We start from the raw sequence: 18206 nt of genomic DNA, 5'->3' as shown, positions 1-18206 counted from the left end.
CTGCTCTTCGCTGAAACGGCTTTTCCGCATCGTCTGTCTCCTCGTTTGGAGAACAGGCTAACTTCAAACCGCGGACTTTTCAGGGGAGCACGTCACTGGCGGCGTGTTTTCCGGATCTTAGACCGCTAGTGTTCGGTCCTGGGCAGCGTACGTCGGTGGCAGTGAAAGGGAAGCAAAGCGAGTGTGAGCGAGGGATTAAGAGAAAGAACACAGACCTTCTTTTGAAATCGCTCAACGGAATGCTTGATAGCCAAGATGAAAAATATGACGCTCATGCTTGGCGTGAGAAATTGGCAGATTTCCTTTAGTATCTGATCGTTGCGAGGAAAGCCGAATTGGCTGAGGTTTACAAAGTGGCCGTTGAAGATGCGCGCTTCTGGACATTGCCCGTCGAAGTACATGCGATCTTCGGAAGAGTATATGCAGCCTCACTTGCCCTATCTGATCAAGCGAAAGCGGTCGAAGTTTCAGATAGATTGGTTGGGCTTATTGCGACGCCGCCAAATGGGAAGATTGTAAAAGCAGTCTGGCGCTACGGACAGAAGGCGGGGAGTGACCAAACCCGCCTCTTTTGTATCATGCAGCACCTTTTGCAATGGGATCGAACCAGACATGCGCCGACTTTCAGGGCCGCAGTGAGGGGTCCGCCGAGGGTGCTGCAGTTCGCCCATGCCAACCACGTGCCGATGGATGGGTGAGCAGGGGCCGTGGCCCCCGCTCAGACGCTCAACCGGGCAGGGCAATGGCCTTGGCATTGACGAATTCGGTCATGCCGAACCCACCATGCTCACGCCCATAGCCGCTGTCTTTCACGCCGCCGAAGGGCATCTCGGGCGTCGCAAGGTTGAAGTGGTTGATGAAGACCATCCCGGTGTCGAAATGCTGTTTGGCAAGTTCGCGGGCGCGCGCCTCATCCTTGCTGAAGATGCCGCCACCAAGGCCGTAGCGGCTGTCGTTGGCAATGCGCATGGCATCCTCGTCATCCTTGGCACGGATCACCGAGGCGACCGGCCCGAAGAGTTCGTCGTCATAGGCCGGCTGGCCCGGCGCGACTTCCGTCAGGACGGTGGCGGGGTAGTAGCAGCCTTTGCCCTCGGGCATCTTGCCACCCACGGCGATCCTGGCACCCTTGGCGACGGACTCCTCGACCTGCTCATGCAGCGTGTCGCGCAGATCCGCGCGCGCCATGGGGCCAAGGTCGGTGTCGTCCTTGGTGGGATCGCCCAGCTTCACCTCGTCCATTGCCTTGACGTAGCCGTCGATGAAGGCGTCATAGACCTTGTCGGCCACGATGAAGCGCTTGGCATTCACGCAGGTCTGGCCGTTGTTGTAGATCCGGCCCGCCACGCAGGTCTTGATCGCAAGCTCCAGGTCAGCGTCTTCCAGCACCAGGTAGGCGTCGTTGGAGCCAAGCTCCATCACCGTCTTCTTCAGGTGCTCGCCGGCCTTCGCGGCGATGATGCTGCCGGCCTTTGCGCTGCCGGTCATGGTGACGCCACGGACCAGCTTGTGGGCGATCAGCTCGTCGGACTGGTCATGGTCGATCAGCATCACGGTGAAGAGGTTCTTCGGCAGGCCGGCCTCTTCAAAGATGTCGCGCAGGAACAGGCCAGAGCCGGTGCAGATCTCGGCGTGCTTGAGCAGGACGCCGTTGCCCGCCATCAGGTTGGCGACGGCGTAGCGCACTGCCTGGTAGGCCGGGAAGTTCCACGGCTGGATGCCGTAGACCACGCCGATCGGCGAATAGGTGATGACGCCCTTGCGGCCGTCCTGCAGGCTGCGCTCTTCATCGGCAAGAACGTCCGGCCCGGCCTTGGCGGTCCAGTCGCAGATCGCGGCGCAGAGGTCGATTTCATCCCGGCTGTCCTGAAGGCGCTTGCCGACTTCGCGTGTCATGAGCTGCGCGAAGTCTTCCTTGCGCTCACGAAGCTTGCGGCCGATGGCTTCCAGGACCTGGCCGCGCTCAGCGTGGGACTTCAGCCGCCAGTCGGCGAAGGCCGCATGGCAGGCTTCCAGGGACGAGGTGACTTCTGCATCGCTCATGAGCGGATAGGTTTCGAGCGCCTCATCGGTTGCCGGGTTGACGGTGACCAGGGCGTGATCGCTGCTGTTCGAGTCTTTCATGATGAATACTCCAGGGATGATGTCTGGTGATCAACGTCCTCTTCCCCTCGTCGTTCCATCGAAAGCCTGTCACGCGCCATGCCCATTCCGTGATCTGGGCCCCTCCCGGAAGGGCGCTGCTTCTCATGCATCCGTTGCGCCGATGGACAGACCGGGGCTCAGCGGCTGCTGAACCGGGCGCTCCTTGGTGCGGCCGGTGCCCGTGTTTCCGGCGCCTTGCCAGAGCGCTGCCCATGCGGTCTTTCAGGCCCCTGGTCGATCGATCGTTTGCGTTTTCTGTTGGCGCACCCAGGGAACAAGCTATTTGAATGAGATATGAACAAAGTCCTTCTTTGCCTCGCCCTCATACTCGTCCCCTTCCAGGTCCTGGCCCAGGATGCCGTGACCGAAGGAGATACCTTGCCCAGGCTTGCGGTCGAGGACGTGCCGGACGACACGGCCGTCGCGACCCGCCTGCGCGCCATCCTCGAGGCCCTCGAATTCGACGGCATCACGGTCAGCGTCGAGGCGGGGGTCATCTCGCTTGCGGGGGATGTGGCGGACCCATCCATCAGCGAGAAGGCCGAGAGCATTGCCGAGCGTCTCGAGGGCGTCGTTGCGGTGAACAACAGGCTCACGGCCTCGGACGACCTCGCCAATCAGATCAACCCGGCGGTTGACCGCTTTCGGTCGCGGGTCGAGAGGCTCATCTCCCGGCTGCCCTTGTTGCTTCTGGCGCTGGCGGCCTTCCTGGCGATCGTCGCGGCAGGCTTCCTGGTCGCACGCATGCGGTTCTGGGACCGCATCTCGCCCAATGCCTTCATCGCCGAGCTTTATCGGCAGGCGTTCCGCGTGGCCTCGGGGATCGTCGGCATCGTGGTTGCGCTGGATGTCGTCGGGGCGGCGGCCCTGCTGGGCACGATCCTTGGCGCTGCGGGGATCATCGGCCTGGCCATCGGCTTTGCCGTCCGCGACACGGTAGAGAACTTCGTGGCCTCCGTCATGCTGAGCCTGCGCCAACCCTTCCGCCCGAACGACCTGGTGGAGATCGAGGGCGACGTCGGCCGCGTGATCAGATTGACCTCGCGCGCGACGATCCTGCTGTCACTCGACGGCAATCACATCCGCATCCCGAACGCGACTGTCTTCAAGGGCAAGATCGTGAACTACACGCAGTATCCCGCGCGGCGGTTCATGTTCGACATCGGCATCGACCCCGACGCGGATCTCGAGGCGACGCGCAGCCTGGCACAGGCGACGCTGAAGGCGCTGCCCTTCGTGCTGGACGACCCGGAAGAGCTGGTCTGGATCGAGAACATCACCGAATCCGGCGCGATCCTGCGCGTGACCGGCTGGGTCGACCAGACGGCGACCGGCTTTGCCCCGGCACGCGGGGATGCCATCCGCCTGGTCAAGACCGCCATCGAAGAGGCTGGCGTGGCGATTCCGGACACGACCTATCGCATCCGCCTGGAAGGGGCGGGAATGCCGACAGCCCCTTCGGAACCGCCGCCGCGCAAGGCGCCGGTGCCGCAGTCGCCCGCCGCATCACCGGAGCCCTCGGTCCACAAGTCGGAAGAAGCGGCGCTGATCCCCCTTGTCGACGCCGAGCGCCAGGACCACGACGACTTGCTCGCCAAGGGCGCGCCGCGCGAGTAGCCGAACGCTCTCTGCCCTTGGCTGCGGGACATGTCAGCCCCGGCCCGAGGTCCGGCATCGACACGAAGGGCTTGCACCAGACCTCTGCCGCGCGACGTGGCGCGCCCCGGCTCCTGGTCCGGGCGCGCTCGGAAGGGGGCCAGTTTCTTTCAGCTCTGGAACAGCCGGGCAGGAGGCGGCGGAGCGGAGCCTAGGCCTTTGGCCCGCCCGCTTTCGCCGTCTTTGCTGCGCTGGCCGGTTTGGCACCTGCCTTTGTGTCGGCCTTGGCGTTTGCCTTCGCGCCTGTGCCGGCATCGGCCTTGGGTCTGGACTTCTCCTCGGCCTTGGCGCGGGCTGGCATCTCGACGTTGATCTCAAGACAGGACATGCCGTCCTCGCCTTGCATCTTCACCTCGACATCCTTCTCGTCGACGGTGACATACTTTCGGATCACGGCCAGCAGGTCAGCCTGCAGCTGCGGCAGGAAGTCGACTTCGGGGGCGCCACTGGCGCGCTCATGGGCCAGCAGCAACTGCAGCCGGTCCTTGGCGGTCTGGGCGGTCTTGGCGCGGCGGGGCTTGAAGGCAAAACCGAACAGGCTCATGCCGACCGTCCGAAGAGCCGCTGGAACAGGCCGGCCTTGCGCTCGTTGCCGATGCGCATCTCGACCTCCTCGCCCGTCAGGCGGGGCACCGTGTCCTGGTAGGCCCGGCTCGCGTCCGAGGGTTCGTCCAGGATGATCGGCGTGCCGACATTCGAGGCCCGCAGCACCGCCTGGCTTTCTGGGATGATGCCCAGAAGCGGCACGGCCAGGATGTCCAGCACATCCTCCACCGTCATCATCTCGCCCCGGTCGATCCGGCCCTGGTCGTGGCGGGTCAGCAGGACCTGCGCCTTCACCGGCTCTTCAGATCCGCTTTCCGCACGCCGGGTCTTGCTGGCCAGAAGGCCCAGCACCCGGTCGCTGTCGCGGACCGATGAGACCTCGGGGTTGGTGACCACCACCGCCTCGTCGGCGAAATACATCGCCAGCTGCGCGCCGCGCTCGATCCCGGCCGGGCTGTCGCAGATGATGTAGTCGAACTCCTGCTTGAGCTCTTCCAGAACCGCCTCGACCCCCTCCATGGTCAGCGCATCCTTGTCGCGTGTCTGCGAGGTCGGCAGGATCGAGAGCGTATCCAGGCGCTTGTCCTTGATCAGCGCCTGCCTCAGCTTCGCATCGCCCTGGATGACGTTGATGAAGTCGAAGACCACGCGCCGCTCGCAGCCCATGATCATGTCGAGGTTCCGCAGGCCCACGTCGAAGTCGATCACCACCGTCTTGTGGCCGAGCTTCGCCAGACCGGCAGAGATCGCCGCGGCGGAGGTGGTCTTGCCCACACCGCCCTTGCCCGAGGTGATCACGATGATCTTGCCCAAGGGGGCCGCCTCCTTGATTTGCGTCGTCATGTGACCGCCTCCAGTTTCAAACCGTCATCCTTCAAAAACACCTGCAGGCACTGGTCGCGCATGTCGTCGCCAATGCTCTCGCTGGTTCTGTAGATCCCCGCGATGGCCAGCAGCTCGGCCGCCTGGCGCTGGCAGAAGATCCGCGCCGTCTCGTCGCCGTAGACACCGGCGAAGGCGCGCCCGCGCAATGTGCCGTAGACATGGATATTGCCCGAGGCGACAAGCTCGGCACCGGAAGAGACCGATCCGATCACGGTCAGATCGCCCCGTTCGGCCACCACCACCTGACCCGAGCGCACCGGCTCGGTCAGCAGGATGTTCTCTGGCGGCAGCAGCTTCTCGATCTTGCGGCGTCGGTCGCCCCCGGTCTTCTCGACCGGGGCGTCGCGCCCGACGAGCACCGGGATCAGCCCCAGCTCCTTTGCCAGGGGGCGCTGCGCGTCGCTGGCATTCTCGACCCCGAAGACATGCAGCTTGCGGGCGCGCAGCTCTTCCAGCAGCCCCCTGAGCTGGCTTGCGTCGGTCAGGTCCGGCACCTTGCCGAGGTCCAGCAGCAGCGGCGCGTCCAGCAAGAGCTGGGGTGCGCTGCGCAGCTGCTCGTCGAGCAGCGCATAGAAGCCCTCGTCCAGGCTCTCTGTCTCGAGCCGTAGCGCAATCGCGGTGATGAACCTGCCGCGCACCTGGAATGGCCGCGCCGCTACCGAAGCGCGCCCGCTTCGGCCGTCTGTCTGTTGTCCTGGCACGTGGAATGTGCTCCTGCTCTCGTCCCGTGGCGCGAATTGCCCGCGCTGTTTTTTGCCCTCGTAGTCCGGTTCGCGCGCCGCCTGTATCGCCTTGCACATCAGCGCCGAGATTTGCGCGGCTTTCTGCTACCGGACGGTACCGGCTAGGAGGCGATCCGCTCACCACCCGGAGCCCGCCAGTCCCGGATCACCGACCGGGGCGCGCGGCGGCGTGGGCCTCTGGGCGCGGGTGGCCCGGCCCGGTATTTAGTGGCCACAGGGGGATTGCCGGAAAATACCGTCATTCTCCTGTCATCACTTCTTAATTGCGCCCGTATTTGCCAATGGATTAAGGTTCTGGCTGTATCTGAAGGCGCCTGAACAAATGAATACCTTTTCACGACGCATGCTGCTTGTGGCCGGTCTGGCTTTGGCATCAATCACTCCTGCCCGCGCAGAAGACATATTGCTGACCATCGAAACCGCCTCGGGCCAGGAAGAGCACTTCGATCGTGAACGGCTGCTGGCCCTGCCGCAGCACGAGCTGGTGACCCATACCTCGGTCACCGACGGGGTGCAGACCTTCACCGGGCCCTTCATGCGCGATCTGCTGGCCGAAGCGGGCGTCACCGCGGAAACCCTGACCGCCATTGCCCTCAACGATTACCAGATCGAATTGCCCGCCGAGGATTTCACCCGCTACGACGTGGTCGCGGCGCTCGAGATGAATGGGGAAACCCTGACCCCCCGCGACAAGGGGCCAATCTGGATCGTTTATCCGCGCGATGAATTCGTGGAATTGCAGGACATCTATTACGACTACCGCTGGGTCTGGCAGCTGGTACGCCTCGAAGAGCAATGACACTCGGCACGCTCTGGCGCACCTTTGTCCCGCTGGTCCTGCTGCTGGTCTGTATCGGCGCGCTGATCTTCGGCTACCTGCGCCTGCGCGCGACAGAGAAGGCCATGGGCTTTGACGGGGTGACCAACATGGTCTGGGTGATCAGCCAGACCCAGGTCGAGGCGCTGAAAATGCGCGCGGTCCTTGCAGAGGACCCCGATGACGAGGGGCAGATCGGCCTGCAATACGACCTGCTCCGCTCGCGGATCGACATGCTGACCGAAGGCCCTCAGTTTCGTTTCCTGCAGGCGCTGGAGATGGCAGAGACGGTGAAGGCCGCGGTTCAGCCGGCGATCCGGCTTGATCCGGCCCTGCGACCGCTGAGCGCGGCCGAGAAGGCCGAGCTGGGGCAGGAGGCGACCACGCTTGCCCGGACCCTGAACCGCACCGCCAATGCGGCCATGGTCATGGAATGGGAGCTCCTGACCACGCAGCTGACCCGCTACCGCACGGCCATGGCGCAGGTGAACTACTCCATCGGTCTCGGCGTGGTCCTGGCGATCTACCTGGGCTGGCGCATCCTGGCCGACAGGCGCGCCCGGCTCGAGGCAGACCTTTTCCGCCGCCAGTCCATGCGGCTGGAGGAGGACCTGGACCACGAGCGGGCCATGGTCTCTCACTGGCGGGATTTCGCGGCGGTGGTCTCGCACCAGTTCCGCACCCCGCTGGCGGTGATCGATTCCGCGGCCCAGAGGCTGTACCGGCGCGGGCAGCCGGCCTCGGACGAGGTGCTGCAGGCCAAGCAGGGCACGATCCGCGAGATGGTCGCCTCGCTTGACCAGCTGGTGGATGCGGCGCTGCTGATCGGGCGCATGGACCACAAGATGGACCTGCCGCAGCAGGCGGTGCAGGATCTGGCGCCGGTGGTACGCAACATGGTGAAGAAGCTGCAGGGCCGCTACCGTGACCGCGAGATCACGCTCTCGCTGGAGGAAGAGCGCTTCGTGGCCTGGTGCGATGCCAACCTGGTGCAGCACAGCCTGATCAACCTCATCGACAATGCGATCAAGTATTCTCCGCCCTTCGAGCCGGTCGAGGTGCGGATGCAGCGACAGGACAACAAGGTGGTCTGCACCGTGGCCGACCGGGGGCCGGGCATGACCGATGCCGAGGCCGAACGCCTCTTCCAGCGCTTCCAGCGCGGCGCCGGGGCGCCGACGGGCGGCACCGGCATCGGTCTCTGGCTGGCGCAGAGGCTGGCCGAGCTGCAGGGCGGGCGGATCGAGGCCCGGCCCCGGCCCGAGGGCGGCGCGCTCTTCTCGCTGATCCTGCCCGAGGCCCCGCAAGACGTGGAGAGCAAGACATGAGCGACGCCCCCCGTATCCTGGTCTGCGAGGACGAGCGGCACCTGCTGGACGACATCTGCGCCGAGCTCAATGAGGCGGGCTACCTTACCATTCCGGCGGTCGACGGGCAGGAGGCCCTGGCCCGGATGCAGGACCTGCGCCCGGACCTGATCCTCTGCGACATCGCCATGCCCCGGCTCGACGGGCGCGGCCTTCTCAGCCAGCTGCGCGAGACGCGGCGCGATCTGGATGACGTGCCCTTCCTCTTTCTTACCGCCTTCGGCGACCGCAGCGACGTGATCGACGGCAAGCTGCGCGGGGCCGATGACTACATCGTCAAGCCGGTGGACTACGAGGTCCTGCTGGCCACCATCGCCGCGCAGCTGCGGCAGGTCCGCCGGGTGAACTCGGCGCGCGACGAGGCCGAACGTCTGAACCGCACCCGCAAGGCGCTTTCCGAGGCCGAGAGCGGCGCCTGGCAGGCGCTCGACCGGCTGGCCCAGGGGATCGTGCTGCTCGACCGCCAGGCGCAGGTGCTGCATGCAAATGCCGCCGCCACCGCCTTCTGCCAGGAGGGCTCCGGCCTGCGCCTGTGCAGCCATCTGCATGCCGAGGTCGACCCGCCGCATCTGCGCCAGACGCTGCAGGCCGCGCTGGCGAGGAACCCCTCGCAGGCCCCCGTGGCACCGGTGCCGCTGGAGCGGCCGGACCGGGCGCAGGGTCCGATCCTGCTGCTCTCTTCGCTGGGGCGGCAGGTTGGCAGCGATGCGCCGGCGCTGATGGTGCTGATCGTCGATCCGGGCCGCCGCGTGGCTCCCGAGCCCGCGCTGCTGCGAGAGGCGCTGCGACTGACCCCGACCGAGGCGCGGATCGCCAGCCTGCTGGCCGGCGGGTTGCGCAGCGATGCCATTGCCGAGACGCTGGGGATCTCTCCGGCGACCGTGGCCTCGCATCTCAAGAGCATCTTCGCCAAGACCGAAACCCACCGTCAGACCGACCTCGTGGCGCTGCTTTTGTCGCTTTCTGCCATTCCCTCCCCTAAATAGGGGAAGCGCCGCGCCATCGCCTGAACTAGGTTGAGGGCCATTAAGAGAGTGCAATCCCCTTTCAGTATCTGAGTCTTTTCGTCCCGAGGGGCCGTACGTTGTTCATGACGTGCGGCCCCTTTTAATTCGCCCGTCGCTTTGCATCCTCCAACACGGCGGAGGCGGGTTGTGCCGCCTGGCGTTCTGGACGGGGCTGCCGCCTGTCTGCCAAGGCCGGAGCGCGGGCCCAATGGCACGCGTGCAATCTGCCTTGGGGCCGCGCTGAATTGCACGCAGAACGTGTTTCTTGCAACTCGGGATAATTGCCGGAACCGCGCTGGCGCGCCAATTGACCCAACGTCGACATTAAGGCCCGAGCCTCTGCGCGATGGGGTGCCCATTGCAATGTGACGGAAATGCAAAACCCCCGGCTGCGGGGCAACCGGGGGCCGTAATGGCATTCGCGCGAGGGCTGGAACTCAGCCGATGATGCCCTGGATCACCAGGAAGATCCCACCCGAGAGCACCGCTGCGGCGGGCACCGTGATGACCCAGGCGGCGGCGATGGTCATGAAGTGCGAACGGCGCACCAGCTTGCGGCGGCGGCGTTCCTCGGGGCCCACCTCGGGCGGTCCGTCAAGCTGCTGCTTGGCCTTGCGCATGCGGCGGGCGGTGTCCCATTCGCGGAAGAAGCCCACGCCGAAGACGCCGCCGACGGCGATATGGGTCGAGCTGACGGGCAGGCCCAGCCAGCTGGCCACGATCACCGTGATGGCGGCGGAGAGCGCCACGCAGAAGGCGCGCATCGGGTTCAGCTTGGTGATCTGGTTGCCCACCATGCGGATCAGTTTCGGCCCGAAAAGGAACAGGCCGAAAGAGATCCCGAGTGCGCCGATGACCATGACCCAGAGCGGGATCGAGACCGCCTGGGTGAAGTCTCCGGTGGCCGAGGCCTGCACGATGGCGGCCAGGGGACCGACAGCGTTGGCCACGTCATTGGCGCCATGGGCGAAGCTGAGCAGCGCCGCCGAGACGATCAGCGGGATGCCGAAGAGCACCTTGAGCGACTTGTTGCGGTTCTCCAGGTTGCGCGACTGGTGGCGGATGACCGGGATCATGACGACCCACGCCGCCACGGCCATGCCGAGGCCGATCAGCAGGGCAGTGCCCAGCTCGATGGAGACGATCTTCTTCAGACCCTTCACCGCCAGGTAGGACGAGAAGGCGCCGGCCATGATCCCTACGAGCACGGGCACCCACCTGCGCGCAGCGGCGATCTTGTCGTCGCGGTAGATGATATTGGCCTTGATGAACCACAGGAATCCGGCGGCGATGAGCCCGCCCAGAAGCGGAGAGATCACCCAGCTGGCGGCAATCGCGCCCATCTTGCCCCAGGAGACGGCGGCGAAGCCTGCCGCCGCGATCCCCGCGCCCATGACGCCGCCGACCACCGAATGGGTGGTCGAGACCGGCGCGCCGATCCAGGTGGCCAGGTTGACCCAAAGCGCCGAGGCCAGAAGGGCCGCCATCATCGCGGCGATGAAGCTGCTCGAAGATCCCATGCTCTCGGGGGCGATGATGCCCTTGGCAATGGTTGACACCACGTCTCCGCCCGCCAGCAGGGCACCGGCGCTCTCGAAGATTGCGGCGACCACGATGGCGGCGGCCATGGACATGGCATTGGCCCCGACGGCGGGGCCCATGTTGTTGGCCACGTCGTTGGCGCCGATGTTCAGCGCCATGTAGGCACCGAAGGCGGCGGCGATGACGACGATGAAGCTGTTGTCGGCCTGGCCGAAGATCAGCGCGGCCACCAGCGCCGCGAAAACGACGAAGATCAGCGCGATACCCATGCCCATCAGGGGGCGAGAGGCATAGCCCGTGGCCTGTTCCAGGGTCGACAGGCGCCCAAGGTCACGGTCGAGCGTTTCCAGATGGCTCGGATCGAAGTTGTTGTTGTCGGACATCCGCCCCTCCTGAGTGGTTGGCAGGGGCCTAGAGAAAATCGCCCCTCACGACAAGCTTTTTGCTCGTTTCATGCGTATTCGTGCAGTGCGCGGAGATCCTTGATGCTCGGTCGGACGGGCGCTCGGTGGCGCCGATCCCCGGCTTCGTCAAAGCAGCCCCTGAGGGTCGGGCCCCTCGGGCGCGGGGAAGTCGCCCCATGCGCCGCGCCAATAGTCCACCAGCGCGCAGACCAGGTCTGGCGCGAAGTCGAGGCGCGAGAAGGGGTGCAGGGCATATTCGGGGCTGAGCAGCACCGCGTCCGGCAGATCGTTGATCTGCCACAGGCCGCGGGTCATGGCGAAACCGGCCACCAGCAGCTTGACGCCCCGGCCGGGTTCCAGCGACAGGGCGCGGTCGACCACGGTGCCGGCCTCGTCGAGCACGGCGGCGAGCTCCATCTTGAAGGTCAGCAGCTTGTCCTCGGGCAGGTTCGGCTCGAGCACCGCGTAGCCCATGGAATCAAGCCGCATCAGCGCGGGGTGGCTGGCGATATAGCCCGCATAGCCCGCGATGAAATCCGCCACGATCCGCTCAGGCGTGCCGCTGGCGGTCTCGAAGTAGCGCTTCACCAGTTCGATGAAGCCGCGCCACTCGCGCACCAGCAGCGAGGCAAAGACCTGCTCCTTGCCGTCGAAGTAGAGATAGACCGTGCCCTTGGCGAGCCCGGCCTTCGCGGCGATGGCCGCGACAGAGGGTGCGCGGCGGGTGTCTTCCAGGAAGAGCGACAGGGCCGCGGCGAGGATGTCTTCCTGCCGCGCCTTCTTCTCCTTGGCACCGGTTGCATATTGCACCATCCGCATGACCCTCTCTTGCCGCCGCTGGACTTGTGGCGGTTGTTTCCTTGAAACAGGAGCGGCTCGGCGCCGCTGCGCGCGCCGGGTGCCCCGCCTGAAATGACCGGCGGTCAGCAATATTCTGACCGCCGGTCATCCACAACCCCAGGGCGAGGCTCGTGACCCGAGGTTACATCTCGTGAGGGCAGCTTTTACGGGTTTGTCGAGGGGGCGCGCGGCGGCGAGGCCTCAGGGCGTGCCCCAGTGCCGGTGCAGATCGTCGATCACATAGGCATGGGAATGGGTCCGCTGCCCCTGCACATGGGGGTGGTCGAGCGGCAGTTCCTCGTGGGTGTGGCGCAGCTCGGACGGGTCCTCCGCCGGCCAGAGCCTGAGCGCCGCCAGAAGGCCCGCGCTTGCCAGCAGGGCCAGAACCAGCAGGCTGGGTACCGCGCCGAAGGCGGTCATCAGCCAGCCCGCCAGCGGGTAGGTCACCAGCCAGCAGGCATGGCTGAGGGCGAATTGCGCGGCGAAGATCGCCGGGCGGTCCTCGGCATGGGCCGAACGGCGCAGCAGCCGCCCCGAGGGGGTCAGCACGGCGGAATAGCCCAGGCCCACCACGACCCAGCAGGCCAGCAGCGCGGGCCAGCTCAGCGCGAGCGTGGCAATGACGAGCGCCAGGGCCAGCAGGGCCGCGACCATCAACCCCGCGCCCGCCAGCATCACCGGGCGATCGGGGAACCTCTCGAGCAGGCGCGGCAGCAGCAGCGCCACCGCCATGGAGCCCGCCCCGAAGGCAAAGAGCGCCCAGGCCAGGGCGCTGGCGCCCAGGCCCAGCTCGGCGCGCACCAGCACCACCGAGTTCACCAGCACCATCGCCCCGGCGGCAGAGACCGCCATGTTGAGCGCCAGCAGCCCGCGCAGGCGCGGCGTGGCCAGGTAGATCCGGGTGCCGCGCGTGATCCGGTCGTAGACCCGGCGCGGTACCGAGGGCGCGGGCGAGGGCAGGGCGACCGAGACCACCAGCACCGCCGAGGCCAGGAAGCCCAGCATGGTGCCGAAGAAGAGCGCATCGAAGCTGACCACCGCCAGCAGCAGGGCCGCGAGGCTGGGCGAGACGATGTTCTCCAGGTCATAGGCCAGCCGCGAGAGCGAGAGCGCGCGGGTATAGCGCTCTTCCTCGGGCAGCACGTCGGGCAGCGTGGCCTGGAAGGTGGGGGTGAAGCCCGCCGAGGCGGCCTGGAGCAGGAAGATCAGCAGGTAGACCTGCCAGACCTCGGTGACGAAGGGCAGGCAGAGCGCCGCGCCCGCGCGCAGCAGGTCCAGCGCCACCAGCAGGCGGCGGCGGTTGATCCTCTCTGCGAAGGCCCCGGCGACCGGCGCCACGCCCACATAGGCCACCATCTTGATGAAGAAGACCGTGCCCAGCACCATGGCCGCGTTTTCCTGGGCCAGGTCATAGGCCAGCAGGCCGAGGGCCACGCTGGCCAGCCCGGTGCCCAGCAGGGCCACCACCTGGGCGGCAAAGAGATGGCGGTAGGTGCGGTCGGCAAAGAGGCTGAGCATGATGACCGAAGCCTAGCTTCGCCGCTCTGCGCTGGCAATCTCCGCACCCGCTGAGAATTCTCAGGGCTTCGGCAGCAGCCGGGCGATGTCCTCGGTCACCAGGCGATCTATGGTTGCCTGGCTGTAGCGCGCCCGGACCAGCTGTGCGCCCTCGGCGATCAGCTGCGCCCTCGTCTCGGGCTCCCGCATCAGCCGGGCCGTGGCCGAGGCCGCCTCGGCGGCGCTCTCGGCCGGCAGATAGTGGCGACCGGGCTCCAGCGCGAGACCCTCGACCGCCTTGGCGCTGGCGACGATGGGACAGCCCGTGGCCAGCGCCTCGAGCACCTTGATCCGCGAGCCGCCGCCCTCGGTCAGGGGCAGGATCGTCAGATCGGCACGGTCATAGAGCGGGGCGACCTCTGCCGGGTCGGCGACGAGCGTGACATTGTCGTGCCCGGCGAGGTCACGGCGCAGCCGCCTGTTGGGGCTGCGCCCTGCGATGGTCAGGCGGGCCTCGGGGAAATCCCTGCGCAGCGCGGGCAGGATGTCGGCGGCCAGCCTGCGGGCGGCGTGCTTGTTGGGCGCATAGCCCAGGTGACCGACAAAGAGGACCTCGGGTGCGCTGAAGGCGCGGCTGTCGCGGGGCGTGGCGCCTTCGCACCAGTGGGGCATGGTGTTGGGCAGGACCGACAGACGCGGGGCCGCCTCGGGGCAGAGCTCGAGCGCGAGGGCGCGGTCGTCCTCGGAGCAGAGCCAGACCCGGTCGGCCATCTCGAGCGCCTGCCGGTCCAGTTCTGCGGCGGCCTGCCAGCGGCGGCGAAAAAACACCCCGGCAAGCGGGCGCAGCAGCGCGGGCAGGCGGGCGCGGTCGATCTGGCGCAGCAGGTTGCTTTCGACGTTGTGAAAATCGAAGACCAGCGGCACGCCGGGCCAGGCGGCGCGGCAGGCAAGGGCCTGGGCCATCAGGGCGACGCCCTCGATCACCACCAGGTCGGGGCGGGGCAGGCGGGCGAGGGTCTCGGGCAGGGGTTGGCGGATTTCCTCCGGTTGGTTTACCGCCAACTGGCACAACTCACCCGATTGTCTTAGCGTATGGGCAACGCCATGGTTGCGTGCGTCTGCGCCGGATACCGGCGTTTCATAGTTGTAACTAATGACTTGTATCACGAACACTCAGTCGATTCCCCGTATCATCCACCAGACGTGGCATTCTCCGACCTATGAGGACGGGCAGGGCACGCCGGAAAGCTGGCAGGCACTGAACCCGGATTGGCAGTACCGCCTCTGGCTGGATGCCGACCTGGAGGCCTTCGTCGCGGAGCAATATCCCGACCTGATCGGGCTCTACCGCGATTACCCCACAGCGGTACAACGTGCCGATCTCGGGCGCTACCTGCTGCTGCACCATTTCGGCGGCATCTACGCCGATATGGACACCGATTGCCTGGCGCCGCTGGACGCCCTGGCAGAGCAGCGGCGGATCGTGCTCTGTGAAGAGCCCCGCGCAAACTGGCCCGCCTTGGCGCCGCTCGGCCTCGAGCGGCTGCTCTTCAACGGCACCATGGCCAGCCCCGCAGGTCACCCCTTCTGGCTGCACCTGGCGCAGATGGCCTGGCGCAGCCGCCACGCGGCGCGCAAGAACGTGCTGCTCTCCACCGGCCCGGTGCTGCTGACCGCCGCAGTCGAGCGCTGGTCCGTGCCCGAGGACTTCTCAATGAATTCCTGCCATCTCTTCGCACCCGTCGACAGCCACGGCAGGCCTGCAGAAGACCCCATGTCGGGCGATCTGGCCGCGCTGCGCCTGTCGCGGCACAACTGGGCGGGGAACTGGTTCTCAGAGGTGCCAGAGACGCGTTTCTCGCGGCTCAAGGGACGGCTGCGGCGGGCCCGCGTCGCCCGTCAATCCCCGGTGCCACCGCTTGGGCCCGAGGCGCTGGAGGCGCTGGATCTCGCGCAGCTGAAGGCGCGGCCGCCTGCGGATGAGCTGCCGCAGATCGCCATCTTCACCCCGCTGCGCGATGCCGAGCCCTTCCTTAAGGACCACTGGGCGCTGATCGAGGCGCTGGACTGGCCCAAGGACAAGCTGCGGCTGGTCTATTGCGAGGGCGAGAGCCGCGATGACACGCGGTCCCGGCTACAGGCCTTCCAGAAGGCGCGGGCGGCGGATTTCGCCGGGATCGAGATCCTGGGCCATGACACGGGCCTGGACCTGCCGCGCGCGGAGCGCTGGCGGCCCCGGCACCAGTTCCGCCGCCGCGCGGCCCTGGCCTCGGTGCGCAATCACCTGATCGGAAAGGGGCTTTCGGATGGCGATGACTGGGTGCTCTGGCTCGACGTGGATGTCTGCGCCGCGCCGGACGACCTTCTGCAACAGCTGCTGGCGGCGAAGGCCAAGATCGTCACGCCCGATTGCGTGCTCACCCCCGGAGGTCCCAGCTACGACATGAACGCTTCGCTGGACTACGGGCGGCCGCGCGACTCCGAGTACTACAAGTATTTCCTCGATGGCCTCTTCCAGCCGCCGGCAAACTATGAGCATCGGTTGCACCTGCACGATCTGCGCTTTGCGGAGAGGGTCGAGCTGACCTCGGTCGGGGGCACCGTCCTGCTGGTGCATGGCTCGGTCCACAGGGCCGGGCTGGGCTTCGCCGAACGTCCCTACAAGGGCCTGATCGAGACGGAAGCCTTCGGGCGCATGGCCCATGATGCCGGGGTGCCACCGGTCGGCTTGCCAAACATAGAGGTGCGTCATGTCCAGAGCTGACACCAGGTCTTGCGGGGCCTTGCCGGTGCTCGTGGTCACCTGCGCCAAGTCGCCGCCGGCCCGCGTGAGCTCGGCGCAGCAGAAGATCGCGGCCATTGCGCCCGAGCTGCCGGTCTCCCTGGTCATGGGCGCGGTGAGCGAGGACCCGGTGATCGACGAGCTCTACGACGAGCGGGCCAACCGCATGCGCATGAAGCGTAGCCTGACCCGGACCGAGATCGCTATCTACATCAGTCATCGCCGCGCCTGGCAGACCTTGCTGGACAGCAATGCCCCCGCTGCATTGGTGCTGGAGGATGACTACGCGATCCGCGACGAGGGCATGGTGCGCCAGGTGCTCAGCGATTGGGAGAACGTGCTGGGGCAGGGCCGCCACATGGTGAAGCTCTTTGATTTCCGCAAGCAGCGGCGCGGGACGGCGGCGTTCGTCGAGACCGTCGGGTCGGTGCCGCTGGTGAAATGGAACTCTCCGACCGCCGGCATGGTGGCGTATCTGATCACCAGGGAGGGGGCGCAGCGCTTTCTCTCGCGGCGTAGGATCTACCGGCAGGTGGACGAGGATGCGAAGTACTTCTGGGAACTTGGCCTTGATATCTGGTCGGTGCCCGGATGCCCCATCGACGAGGTCAGCCATGAACTGGGCGGCTCGCTGGTGGAAGGCGAGCGCCGGCTTGCACGCAAGAAGGTGAGCTGGCGGAGCCTCAAGGGCATGCTGCTGACCGCCGACCGGAAGCTGCGCACCTGGTGGCACCTGGGGCGCGAGATGCGTCAGGCGCGGAAATCACCGGCCAGCCAGACCAGCATCCGCGCCACCCGTTCGGACAGGTAACGCGGCGCCTCCGCCTGGCGCAGGGGATGGCTGAGGCAGTGCAGCCCGTGGCGGGCGGCGGTGTCTTCGGCCTGGGCCTCGGAGCTGTCGCAGAGCAGGTGAGTCAGGAAGGTCCCCGCCGGGATCTCGTCACCCGCTGCGCCCCCCAGATCCTCGCGCAGGGGCGTCAACAGGGCGTCGATCTGTCCCGAAAGGTCATGGCCAAGCGCCTCGGGGTCGGTGCCGAGGCTGGGCAGGTAGACCTTGGGCGCGCGACTGCGGGCAATGGCCTGGCCGACGCCCCTGGGCAGAAGGTTGGCGATGAGGCTGGAATAAAGGCTACCCGGCGGGAAACAGATGAGATCCGCGCTCTCGATCAGCTTCCGGTTGGCCTCGGGCAGGTCTACCTGCGGACGCGCGCCGCTCTCGTCGCAGAGAAAGCAGCTCTGGATCGGGCTGGAGATCGGCGACACCTCCTTGCCGCTGATCTGGCGCTGGCCGATCAGCCACGTGCCATCGCGCAGCAGCGCGCCCAGGTGCAGGGTCTCGTCGACCACCGGGCGCACGGTGCCGCGCATCTCGACCATGTTCGCCATCTGCTCGAGCACCGGCGCCAGCTGGCCGCCGTGGCCAAGGTAGCCACCCGCCAGGATCAGGTTCCCGACCGAGGCCTTGCGGAAGTCGAAGTCCTCTGGCGCCCGCAGCAGGAAGGCGGCCAGGTGGCCCTGCAAGAGCTGCCGCATCGGTGCCGCGATGGCCGCCACAAGCGCATGTTGCCCCGCCGCCATGGCCGAGACCTCACGTGCGAGGGCGTCATTGCGGGCCTGCCCGGGCAGGCGGTGGCTGAAGAGGGCATAGACCTCGGGCTCGCCCTGCAGGGTCTCATCCGCCAGCGCCATCAGGCGCGAGCGCAGATCGCCGACCGCCGGCATGCCGAAGGCCTGCCGCAGTACCTGCGAGCTGCCGCCGCCGTCGAAGGGGGTGATCAGGTGGATCGAATTGTGGGTATAGGCCTTCAGCCGCCGCGAGATCCCGTTGAGCGCGCTGCCCCCGCTGAAGAAGAGGATACGCGGCCCGGTCTCGGGATGGGCCAGCGCCCGGTCGAGACATTGCTCGTCCGGCAGGGTGGTCTCCCCTTGCTGGCTCATGGCCGTCATTGCGTCTCCCCTGGCGCTCTGCCCGGTC

At 66.7% G+C, this 18206-nt stretch carries 16 protein-coding genes; 7 read left to right on the top strand and 9 right to left on the bottom strand.

Annotation, left to right across the window (positions count from 1 at the left end):
- Positions 1 to 335 precede the first annotated feature (335 nt).
- Positions 336 to 698 carry a hypothetical protein gene (locus CRO50_RS20315; protein WP_143516959.1) on the top strand — a complete coding sequence of 121 codons (363 nt, stop codon included), beginning with the start codon at positions 336 to 338 and terminating at the stop codon, positions 696 to 698.
- Positions 699 to 726: 28 nt separating this feature from the next.
- On the opposite strand, the gene CRO50_RS18255 is transcribed toward CRO50_RS20315, so the two are convergent.
- Positions 727 to 2124, bottom strand: coding sequence for an NAD-dependent succinate-semialdehyde dehydrogenase (locus tag CRO50_RS18255; RefSeq protein WP_097147375.1), 1398 nt, complete (start codon positions 2122 to 2124; stop codon positions 727 to 729).
- Positions 2125 to 2439: 315 nt separating this feature from the next.
- Here CRO50_RS18255 and CRO50_RS18250 point away from each other — a divergent pair, with 315 nt between their 5' ends.
- Positions 2440 to 3762, top strand: a complete 1323-nt coding sequence (locus tag CRO50_RS18250) for a mechanosensitive ion channel family protein (protein WP_097147374.1) — start codon at positions 2440 to 2442, stop codon at positions 3760 to 3762.
- A gap of 190 nt (positions 3763 to 3952) precedes the next feature.
- Here CRO50_RS18250 and minE read toward each other — a convergent pair whose 3' ends face one another.
- Genes minE through minC form a run of 3 tightly spaced genes read right to left on the bottom strand, consistent with a single transcriptional unit; the run spans position 3953 to position 5870 of the window.
- The gene (gene minE, locus CRO50_RS18245; RefSeq protein WP_097147373.1) at positions 3953 to 4345 is read right to left on the bottom strand and encodes a cell division topological specificity factor MinE; all 393 of its coding nucleotides are present in this window, start codon (positions 4343 to 4345) and stop codon (positions 3953 to 3955) included.
- Positions 4342 to 5190: a septum site-determining protein MinD gene (gene minD, locus CRO50_RS18240; RefSeq protein WP_097147372.1), complete on the bottom strand. Its 849-nt coding sequence runs from the start codon at positions 5188 to 5190 to the stop codon at positions 4342 to 4344. Before minD ends, minE begins: the two co-directional genes overlap by 4 nt.
- On the bottom strand, positions 5187 to 5870 hold the full coding sequence (minC, locus tag CRO50_RS18235; RefSeq protein ID WP_332835677.1) for a septum site-determining protein MinC: 684 nt from the start codon (positions 5868 to 5870) through the stop codon (positions 5187 to 5189). Before minC ends, minD begins: the two co-directional genes overlap by 4 nt.
- A gap of 508 nt (positions 5871 to 6378) precedes the next feature.
- Here minC and CRO50_RS18230 point away from each other — a divergent pair.
- From CRO50_RS18230 to CRO50_RS18220, 3 genes are read left to right on the top strand one after another with little or no spacing between them, the layout of a single operon-like run.
- Positions 6379 to 6774 carry a putative pterin-binding protein gene (locus CRO50_RS18230; protein WP_198431766.1) on the top strand — a complete coding sequence of 132 codons (396 nt, stop codon included), beginning with the start codon at positions 6379 to 6381 and terminating at the stop codon, positions 6772 to 6774.
- Entirely contained in the window at positions 6771 to 8120 is a 1350-nt protein-coding gene (locus tag CRO50_RS18225) for a sensor histidine kinase (protein WP_097147369.1), read from the top strand. The genes CRO50_RS18230 and CRO50_RS18225 overlap by 4 nt, the downstream gene beginning before the upstream one ends.
- Positions 8117 to 9145 (top strand): response regulator, encoded by a 1029-nt coding sequence (locus tag CRO50_RS18220; RefSeq protein ID WP_097147368.1) that lies wholly within the window; start codon positions 8117 to 8119, stop codon positions 9143 to 9145. Before CRO50_RS18225 ends, CRO50_RS18220 begins: the two co-directional genes overlap by 4 nt.
- Before the next feature lie 458 nt (positions 9146 to 9603).
- Here CRO50_RS18220 and CRO50_RS18215 read toward each other — a convergent pair whose 3' ends face one another.
- The 4 genes from CRO50_RS18215 to CRO50_RS19985 all read right to left on the bottom strand — a co-directional run bounded on the left by CRO50_RS18215 (position 9604) and on the right by CRO50_RS19985 (position 14511).
- Positions 9604 to 11091, bottom strand: a complete 1488-nt coding sequence (locus tag CRO50_RS18215; RefSeq protein WP_097147367.1) for an inorganic phosphate transporter — start codon at positions 11089 to 11091, stop codon at positions 9604 to 9606.
- Between the two features lie 147 nt (positions 11092 to 11238).
- On the bottom strand, positions 11239 to 11931 hold the full coding sequence (locus CRO50_RS18210; protein WP_097147366.1) for a TetR/AcrR family transcriptional regulator: 693 nt from the start codon (positions 11929 to 11931) through the stop codon (positions 11239 to 11241).
- Between the two features lie 222 nt (positions 11932 to 12153).
- Positions 12154 to 13470, bottom strand: coding sequence for an MFS transporter (locus CRO50_RS18205; protein ID WP_097147365.1), 1317 nt, complete (start codon positions 13468 to 13470; stop codon positions 12154 to 12156).
- Positions 13471 to 13530: 60 nt separating this feature from the next.
- The gene (locus CRO50_RS19985; RefSeq protein WP_179747321.1) at positions 13531 to 14511 is read right to left on the bottom strand and encodes a glycosyltransferase family 4 protein; all 981 of its coding nucleotides are present in this window, start codon (positions 14509 to 14511) and stop codon (positions 13531 to 13533) included.
- Positions 14512 to 14602: 91 nt separating this feature from the next.
- On the opposite strand from CRO50_RS19985, the gene CRO50_RS18195 reads away from it, so the two are divergent.
- Both CRO50_RS18195 and CRO50_RS18190 read left to right on the top strand, forming a co-directional pair.
- Positions 14603 to 16213, top strand: coding sequence for a glycosyltransferase (locus tag CRO50_RS18195; RefSeq protein ID WP_097147364.1), 1611 nt, complete (start codon positions 14603 to 14605; stop codon positions 16211 to 16213).
- Positions 16200 to 17042: a glycosyltransferase family 25 protein gene (locus CRO50_RS18190; protein ID WP_097147363.1), complete on the top strand. Its 843-nt coding sequence runs from the start codon at positions 16200 to 16202 to the stop codon at positions 17040 to 17042. The genes CRO50_RS18195 and CRO50_RS18190 overlap by 14 nt, the downstream gene beginning before the upstream one ends.
- On the opposite strand, the gene CRO50_RS18185 is transcribed toward CRO50_RS18190, so the two are convergent.
- Positions 16982 to 18169 (bottom strand): GAK system CofD-like protein, encoded by a 1188-nt coding sequence (locus CRO50_RS18185; protein WP_244904245.1) that lies wholly within the window; start codon positions 18167 to 18169, stop codon positions 16982 to 16984. The genes CRO50_RS18190 and CRO50_RS18185 overlap by 61 nt on opposite strands.
- Positions 18170 to 18206 lie beyond the last annotated feature (37 nt).

Source organism: Pseudooceanicola antarcticus, assembly GCF_900215355.1.
Lineage (GTDB): Bacteria > Pseudomonadota > Alphaproteobacteria > Rhodobacterales > Rhodobacteraceae > Pseudooceanicola > Pseudooceanicola antarcticus.
This window is presented reverse-complemented; position numbering and strand designations above follow the sequence as displayed.